Source organism: Pseudoalteromonas sp. CO109Y (assembly GCF_004208935.1).
Classification (GTDB): domain Bacteria; phylum Pseudomonadota; class Gammaproteobacteria; order Enterobacterales; family Alteromonadaceae; genus Pseudoalteromonas; species Pseudoalteromonas shioyasakiensis.
Map to the genome: position 1 here is coordinate 1 of NZ_SGPD01000007.1, position 6,335 is coordinate 6,335.

At 41.7% G+C, this 6,335-nt stretch carries 6 protein-coding genes; 5 read left to right on the forward strand and 1 reads right to left on the reverse strand.

What is annotated here, in order from left to right; all coding sequences use genetic code 11:
- Nucleotides 1–106: 106 nt before the first annotated feature.
- Nucleotides 107–1,258, reverse strand: coding sequence for a methionine adenosyltransferase (metK, locus tag EXT43_RS02205; protein WP_054551125.1), 1,152 nt, complete (start codon nucleotides 1,256–1,258; stop codon nucleotides 107–109).
- Between the two features lie 266 nt (nucleotides 1,259–1,524).
- Between metK and tkt the strand changes: the two genes are divergently transcribed.
- From tkt to raiA, 5 genes are all read left to right on the forward strand, one after another.
- On the forward strand, nucleotides 1,525–3,516 hold the full coding sequence (tkt, locus tag EXT43_RS02210) for a transketolase (RefSeq protein WP_054560913.1): 1,992 nt from the start codon (nucleotides 1,525–1,527) through the stop codon (nucleotides 3,514–3,516).
- Nucleotides 3,517–3,776: 260 nt separating this feature from the next.
- Complete coding sequence (locus EXT43_RS02215; protein WP_240701461.1) at nucleotides 3,777–4,451, forward strand: winged helix-turn-helix domain-containing protein; 675 nt, start codon at nucleotides 3,777–3,779, stop codon at nucleotides 4,449–4,451.
- Between the two features lie 173 nt (nucleotides 4,452–4,624).
- A complete protein-coding gene (locus EXT43_RS02220) occupies nucleotides 4,625–4,951 on the forward strand; it encodes a hypothetical protein (protein ID WP_062564831.1) in 327 nt (108 codons plus the stop codon).
- 91 nt (nucleotides 4,952–5,042) lie between these two features.
- Nucleotides 5,043–5,354 carry a pyrimidine/purine nucleoside phosphorylase gene (locus EXT43_RS02225; RefSeq protein WP_054551131.1) on the forward strand — a complete coding sequence of 104 codons (312 nt, stop codon included), beginning with the start codon at nucleotides 5,043–5,045 and terminating at the stop codon, nucleotides 5,352–5,354.
- Nucleotides 5,355–5,536: 182 nt separating this feature from the next.
- A complete protein-coding gene (gene raiA / locus EXT43_RS02230; protein WP_054551132.1) occupies nucleotides 5,537–5,893 on the forward strand; it encodes a ribosome-associated translation inhibitor RaiA in 357 nt (118 codons plus the stop codon).
- Nucleotides 5,894–6,335 lie beyond the last annotated feature (442 nt).

A 6,335-nucleotide genomic window follows, 5' to 3' on the forward strand; every position in this document is an offset into this window, starting at 1 on the left:
GTTGCCTAACTACGGATTGTGCATGATCATTCTGATCGGTCAACTGATCAACTTCTTAACTGATCAGCATTAGCCAAAAGGCGCTTTTTTCATTTTATCAAACCTATTACAGGCCTGCAGCTGCGCGAAGTGCGTCTGCTTTGTCTGTACGCTCCCAAGGGAACTCATCACGACCGAAGTGACCGTATGCCGCAGTCGGTTGATAGATAGGACGCTCAAGATCAAGCATTTGGATTAAGCCGTAAGGGCGTAGGTCGAAGTGCTCACGTACTAATTCGATTAGACGCGCTTCTTCTAATTTACCTGTACCAAATGTCTCGATGCTGATAGACGTTGGCTCTGCAACACCGATAGCGTAAGAAACTTGTAGCTCACATTTGTCAGCAAGGCCAGCAGCAACCACGTTTTTAGCAACGTAACGAGCAGCATATGCAGCTGAACGGTCAACTTTTGATGGATCTTTACCAGAGAAAGCACCACCACCGTGACGAGCCATACCACCGTATGTATCAACGATGATTTTACGACCTGTAAGACCACAGTCACCCATTGGGCCACCGATAACGAAACGGCCAGTTGGGTTGATGAAGAACTTAGTTGCGCTAGAGATTAGCTCGGCAGGAAGAACCGGCTTAATGATAGTTTCCATTACCGCTTCAACTAAGTCGTTTTGTGAGATTGAATCACAGTGTTGAGTTGAAAGAACAACGGCATCAATACCAACAGGCTTGCCATTTTCGTATGCAAACGTTACTTGAGATTTTGCATCTGGGCGTAACCAGTTAAGCTCACCGCTTTTACGAACTTCAGCTTGACGCTGAACTAGACGGTGTGAGTAAGTGATTGGTGCAGGCATTAAAACGTCAGTTTCATTACATGCGTAACCGAACATTAGACCTTGGTCACCAGCGCCTTGCTCTTCAGGGCGAGCACGGTCAACACCTTGGTTGATGTCTGGAGATTGTTTACCGATAGTGTTTAGGATTGCACAAGAGTCAGCATCGAAACCCATGTCTGAGTGCGTGTAACCGATTTCACGTACTGTTTTACGTGTGATTTCTTCGATATCAACCCAAGCGCTAGTTGTGATTTCACCACCAACCATCACCATACCAGTCTTAACATAAGTCTCACATGCAACACGGGCATGAGAATCTTGCTCAAGGATAGCATCTAGAACCGCGTCAGAGATTTGGTCCGCGATTTTATCCGGATGACCTTCAGAAACAGATTCAGAAGTAAATAAATGTTTTGCCATTGTATTTCTGCTCACAAATATTGCGCTTCACAAACGTCGGTAATAGCGCTAAAAAATTAAGGGGCGTATTTTATCTAAAACAAATATGTTTGCATAGTAATTTTACGCCTAGACGTCTATTTAAAATTACTAATAACGTATTGTTCTTAACAAACGCCCATAATTGGTGCATTTAATGCGGATTTTTAATTGCACTGTACCCTTACAATAAGTAAGAATGGGGCTTCATAAACAACCAGCGCAAATACATAAAGGTAGGAGAATTCATGCCATCACGCAAAGAACTTGCAAATGCTATTCGCGTCTTATCAATGGACGCAGTACAACAGGCCAAATCTGGTCACCCTGGCGCCCCTATGGGCATGGCAGATATCGCAGAAGTACTATGGCGCGATTATCTAAAGCACAATCCAACGAATCCAGAGTGGGCAGACCGAGATCGATTTATTCTTTCGAATGGCCACGGTTCAATGCTGATCTATTCTCTACTGCACTTAAGTGGCTATGACTTACCACTAGAGGAAATTAAAAACTTCCGTCAAATGCACTCAAAAACACCAGGTCACCCAGAGTATGGATATGCACCAGGTATTGAGACTACTACGGGTCCATTAGGTCAAGGGATCACAAATGCAGTGGGCATGGCAATTGCCGAAAAAGCGCTAGCTGCACAGTTTAACCGTGAAGGCCACGATATTGTTGATCACTTCACGTATGCATTCATGGGTGATGGCTGTTTAATGGAAGGTATTTCACACGAAGCCTGTTCATTAGCCGGTACATTAGGCCTAGGTAAACTAGTTGCATTTTGGGATGACAACGGCATCTCAATTGATGGTGAAGTAGAAGGTTGGTTCAGCGATGACACACCAGCGCGCTTCAAAGCATATGGCTGGCACGTAGTTAGCGATGTTGATGGTCATAACCCTGATGCAATTCGCGCCGCTATCGAAGAAGCGCGTAGCATCACTGATAAGCCATCATTAATCTGTTGTAAAACAGTGATTGGCTACGGTTCACCTAACAAGTCAGGTAGCCATGACTGTCACGGTGCACCACTAGGTGAAGACGAAATTAAAGCATCTCGTGAATTCCTAGGTTGGACTGGCGATGCATTTGAAATCCCAGCTGATATCTACAGCGAGTGGGATGGCAAAGAAAAAGGTAAGCAACTAGAAGCAAGCTGGGACGAAAAGTTTGCCGCTTACGCAAGTGCACACCCAGAACTTGCTGCTGAGTTTAAACGCCGTACAAATGGAGAGTTACCAGCTGATTGGGCTGAAAAGTCACAAGCTTACATCGAAGAGCTACAAGCAAACCCAGCAAACCCAGCAACACGTAAAGCATCACAAAATGCATTAAACGCGTTTGGCCCGTTACTACCAGAATTCATGGGTGGCTCTGCTGACCTTGCAGGTTCTAACTTAACACTTTGGGATGGCTCAAAAGGCCTAGAAGCTAACGATGCTAGCGGTAACTACATTTTCTACGGTGTACGTGAATTTGGTATGTCAGCGATCATGAATGGTATTGCATTACATAAAGGCTTTATTCCTTACGGTGCTACATTCTTAATGTTTATGGAATACGCACGTAACGCAGTACGTATGGCCGCATTAATGAAGCAGCCAAGCATCTTCGTTTACACGCACGATTCAATTGGTTTAGGTGAAGATGGCCCAACGCACCAACCAGTAGAGCAAATTGCAAGCATGCGTTTAACGCCTAATCTAGTGAACTGGCGTCCATGTGACCAAGTTGAGTCTGCGATTGCATGGCAACAAGCTATTGAGCGTAAAGATGGCCCAACGTCACTGATTTTCACTCGCCAAGGCCTAGAGCAACAAACGCGTACCGCACAGCAGTTAGCAGATGTGAAAAAAGGTGGTTACGTACTTAGCTGTGACGGTGAGCCAGAGCTTATCCTTATTGCAACAGGTTCTGAAGTACAGCTTGCACAAGATGCCGCTGCAGAACTTCGTTCACAAGGTAAAAAAGTACGCGTGGTATCTATGCCTTCAACTGATTTATTTGATGAGCAAGACGCTGCCTATAAAGAAAGCGTACTACCAGCAAGCGTTACACGCCGCGTAGCAATCGAAGCGGGTATCGCAGACTACTGGTACAAATATGTAGGTCTAAACGGCGCAGTAGTTGGCATGACGACCTTCGGTGAGTCAGCACCTGCAGGCGAGTTATTCAAGCACTTTGGTTTCACTGTTGAAAACATCGTAAACAAAGCAAACGCCTTGTTCTAAGCTTTAGTCGCTAAAATTTAAAAGCCCGCCCTGTAAAACCACAGCGCGGGTTTTTTTGTGTTTGACTGGTAGGTTGGGTAGAACGGAGTGAAACCCAACACATTCACTATAAACCTCACTCCTCGTGATGTGCTAAAGAACTCTCTTCAATTATCACATCATGCAAGTTGTTAAGCTTTCCTAATGTGTTGTAAGAGATTAGTTAATAGGGGCTTTTTGCTATATTATCGTCCAGTCAAAGTAATATTTAAGGAATGAAAATGAAATGGTTGTATATGCTGGCTTTACTGTTAGCTAGTTTTAATAGCTTTGCTTTATGTTTTGATATGCCGTTTTTTCGAGTGGGTGTTTGTGGAGACGATCTTGAAAGTATTAGTATCGATTTGCCATTTATTTTATGGGTGCTTGCGGTTGTTTTCTTTGGGCAGTTATTAGTAAAAAGCAAGGTTAATGCTTACTTACTATCTTTACTTTTTATTCTCTCTCTACCACTTAGCCCAATTGTTCTTTTAGTGACTTACAGCTTTAAGTTAATTAGTAGAAATTATAAAAAAGTGCTGAGAAAAAGTGAGCAAGAAGATACTCAAGAAGTGGAGGAAAAAAGCTTTTCTCTTTCTGACCAAAGCACTTTGATGATCGGTGAATATACATTTAATTACGAAGAAAAAAGCATTTCAAAAGATGAGCAAGTAACTTATTTAGAACCAAAAATGATGCAAGTACTTAGCTATCTAATAGAACAACAACCTAGAGTCGTCAGCTTAGAAGAGCTACACAGCAATGTTTGGCAAAATCAAATAGTCACCGACACTGCTATTCGCCGAGTAATTAGTAAGTTGCGAAATGCCTTTTCAGATACTGATACAAAAAACCCTAAATATATAAAGTCCCAGATGAAAAGAGGGTATCAATTTATAGCTGAAGTTTTTAGCTAACTTTTTGATTTATAGGTATTGTTATTGGTGTGATTATAGTTATAACTTTGGTTATAAGTAAGTGATGATTAAGTAATGGCTAAATTATGGTGTAATTTTCAGAGTCATTTAAATTGAAATGACAGAGGCAGTTGCTTGCTTCTTTTTACTTTTAATTTAATAAGGAAATGACCATGAAATACATCATTACAGCAATCACTTTAATATCTATGACAGCACTTACTTTTTACGCACTAAATACAAGTCAGTGTATATCGTTTGATCTTTTATTAGTCGACGTTGCTTTCGGAAGCTGCGAATTGAAGGCTGAAAATACGAGCTTGTTATCGTACCTTATTCTCGCTGGTTGGCTAATTTGTAATTTCTTATATGGTAAGTTTTACATTAATGGAACATCTCCAAGAGTATTAACCCCATTGTTGTTTATTGTTGGTCTACCTGGAACTTTCTTTGTTTTCTTACTTGCTCAGTTTATTAAAGATAATAAAAAGCCAGCTTAAATAATGGTTTTAATTGAATAATCTTCAGTTGCTGCGCACTTGAAATTCGGGCAGGGTGGATTAGATTTAAAACAAAACAACAGGAGTGAGGATGTCTCAGTTTGATAATGTAAGTGTGCTGAAAAAAGCCAATGTGTATTTTGACGGTAAAGTGTCTAGCCGTACTGTGGTATTTGCTGATGGCAGCACGAAGACGTTAGGCTTTATGCAACCAGGTGAGTTTGAGTTTGCTACGAGCAAAAAAGAGTTGATGGAGCTTAACGGTGGCAGTTGGCAAGTGCTTTTACCCGGTGAGAGTGAATGGCAAACAATGCAAGCTGGAGAGTCATTTACCGTTGATGCAAATGTTACCTTTCTAGTAAAGGTCAGCGAGTTTGCTGACTACTGTTGTTCGTACAGTTAATGAGCAGTTGTTAACCTCTCTGAAAAGCCCGTGTGATGCGGGCTTTTGCATATTTTATCCGCAACGCATGATCTAAATCATCTGTGGTTACAATCAATTACTAATTATCTGCAAATTTCGCTTGTGTTAATTCAATTCGCCCCCAATACTAACTGTGAGGTAACAAGAAAAAAGGATACCCTATGAAGATTAATATTTCTGGTCATCATGTTGACGTTACTGAGGCTGTTAGAGCTCATATCAACGAGAAGTTCTCGAAAATTGCTAGCCATTTTCCATCATTAATATCACTCGATATTATTCTTTCAAAAGAACACAATAAGTATCAGGCTGAGATTAGTACAACCTATGAAGGCGCACGTTTATCTGTAAAAGCTGAAGATGATGTGATGTACCCAGCTATCGCAGGTGCTGCAAAAAAACTAGATGCATCACTTAAACATCGTAAAGGGCAAATGAAAGCCAAACTACACGAAAAGCCGGTCAGTACAACACCGGAAATTGCCCACGAAATCATTCAGGAAATGAACCTGAGCTAATTACAGAGCACTAGCCTAAGCGGCTAGACTTAAAACTAAATCTGAAAAAGCCAACCGTTGCGAAACGCTTGGCTTTTTTGGTTTTAATATTTAACTATTAGCCGTCAGCCGTCAGCCGTCAGCCGTCAGCCGTCAGCCGTCAGCCGTCAGCCGTCAGATTGAAGTTCCAAAAGTTAGCGAGTTGCTAGGGGAAAGAGTAAAGGTATTGAGTTAGAAAGAGTAAAGGGGAAAGTTTGCGAGTTTGAGACGTAGGAGGCGTTTTAACGCCGAACAAAAATGGAGATATTAGATATCAGTCGTTAGAAGTCAGATTAAAAAACCAAAGAGTAGCGAGTTACTTGACACAAGTGGTAGGCAGTCTAGTGTTGCTAACTTGCTAACTTGCTAACTTGCTAACTTGCTAACTTGCTAACTTGCTAACTTGCTAACTTGCTAACTTGCT

Excerpts from the sequence above, each read along its gene's own strand:
- metK (WP_054551125.1), bottom strand. The coding sequence starts at position 1,258 with ATGGCAAAACATTTATTTACTTCTGAATCTGTTTCTGAAGGTCATCCG.
- tkt (WP_054560913.1), top strand. The coding sequence starts at position 1,525 with ATGCCATCACGCAAAGAACTTGCAAATGCTATTCGCGTCTTATCAATG.
- EXT43_RS02215 (WP_240701461.1), top strand. The coding sequence starts at position 3,777 with ATGAAATGGTTGTATATGCTGGCTTTACTGTTAGCTAGTTTTAATAGC.
- EXT43_RS02220 (WP_062564831.1), top strand. The coding sequence starts at position 4,625 with ATGAAATACATCATTACAGCAATCACTTTAATATCTATGACAGCACTT.
- EXT43_RS02225 (WP_054551131.1), top strand. The coding sequence starts at position 5,043 with ATGTCTCAGTTTGATAATGTAAGTGTGCTGAAAAAAGCCAATGTGTAT.
- raiA (WP_054551132.1), top strand. The coding sequence starts at position 5,537 with ATGAAGATTAATATTTCTGGTCATCATGTTGACGTTACTGAGGCTGTT.